The 1,483-nt window shown below is 69.7% G+C and carries 1 protein-coding gene; it reads left to right on the top strand.

Annotation, left to right across the window (positions count from 1 at the left end):
• Positions 1-406 precede the first annotated feature (406 nt).
• Entirely contained in the window at positions 407-1,447 is a 1,041-nt protein-coding gene (locus ACFVTF_RS38525) for an IS30 family transposase (protein WP_387818876.1), read from the top strand.
• Positions 1,448-1,483: the final 36 nt, after the last annotated feature.

Here is a 1,483-nt window from a genome sequence, read left to right as displayed (position 1 = left end):
GCTTGGGTTCTAACGGTCCTCGCAACACCCGCGATCTGTGGGAGTTGCGAGGACCGTGGGCGTTAGGCGTGATGATCTTGCTGAGTTGCGGGAGCGCTTCCTTGGGCGGCTGGATGTAGTAGGCAGCGTGACCGTGGCGGCGCGTGAGCTGGGGATTAACCGGAACACCGCCTTCACCTGGGCCCGGAAGGCAGGGCGGAGGTCGGCAGGCCCGCCGCGCCGGCATTCCGGACGGGACGAGTACGAGCGGCTCCGGGCCGGCGGTGTCGCCCCCCGGGTGGCTGCCCGGCAGGTCGGCGTGAACGAGCGCACGGCCAGGGACTGGGACCGGGGCGTCAGGAAGACCCGCCATTCGCGCACCTACCCCGAGGGGTACCGCGTCGACTATCCGGCGGGAACCGCCACCATGTCCGGTGTGACAAAAGCACCCGTCGGCTTGAGGGCCCTGGAGAAGCAGCTCCACCCACGGTTCCTGACCCTGGCCGAGCGCGAACAGATCCGCGATCTTCGCTCGGCGGGCCAGTCGCTGCGGGCGATCGGACGGACCCTGGGACGGCCCGCGAGCACGATCAAGCGTGAGATCGACGCAAACTCCGGCAGCGACGGCTACCGGCCCTACCAAGCCCACCGGGCGGCGGCCGCGCGCAGGCCCCGGCCCAAGGACCGCAAGCTGCTGAGCGAGGGGCGACTGCGCCGCTTCGTCCAGGACAGGCTGCGCAGGCGGTGGTCGCCGGAACAGATCTGCCACGCTCTGCGGAGGGAACATCCCGGCGACGAGAGCATGCGAGTGAGCGTGGAAACGATCTACCAGACCCTGTATTTCCAGGCCCGCGGCGGCCTGAAGCGGGAGGTGCAGGCAGCCGTCCGCTCCGGGCGGACCCGCCGCAAACCACGCCGGAACCCCGAGCGGCGCACTTCCCGGTTCATCGACCCGATGGTGATGATCAGCGACCGTCCCGCCGACATCGACGACCGGGCCGTGCCCGGCCACTGGGAAGGCGACCTGATCCTCGGCGCGGGCGGACGCTCCGCGATCGCCACCCTGGTCGAACGCAGCACCCGCTACACCATGCTTGTCCACCTGCCGGGCGGAGCCCACGACGCCGAGACCGTCCGCGACGGGCTCGTCCGGACCGTCCGAACCCTGCCCGCCCACCTGCGCGGCTCGCTCACCTGGGACCAGGGCGCCGAGATGGCACGCCACCGGCAGTTCAGCATGGCCACCGACATGCCCGTCTACTTCTGCGACCCGGCCTCGCCCTGGCAGCGCGGCTCGAACGAGAACACCAACGGGCTGCTGCGGCAGTACTTCCCGAAAGGCGCCGACCTGAGCCTGCACGATCCCGAAGACCTCGAACACGTCGCCCAGGAGCTCAACGGCCGCCCACGCAAGACGCTCGGCTGGGATACCCCAGCCGAGCGTCTACGTGATCTACTCACCGTCTGAAACCAAGCGGTGTTGCGACGACCCCTTGAACCCAAG

It is taken from the genome of Kitasatospora sp. NPDC057940, from assembly GCF_042887425.1.
In the GTDB taxonomy this organism is placed as follows: domain Bacteria; phylum Actinomycetota; class Actinomycetes; order Streptomycetales; family Streptomycetaceae; genus Kitasatospora.
This window is presented reverse-complemented; position numbering and strand designations above follow the sequence as displayed.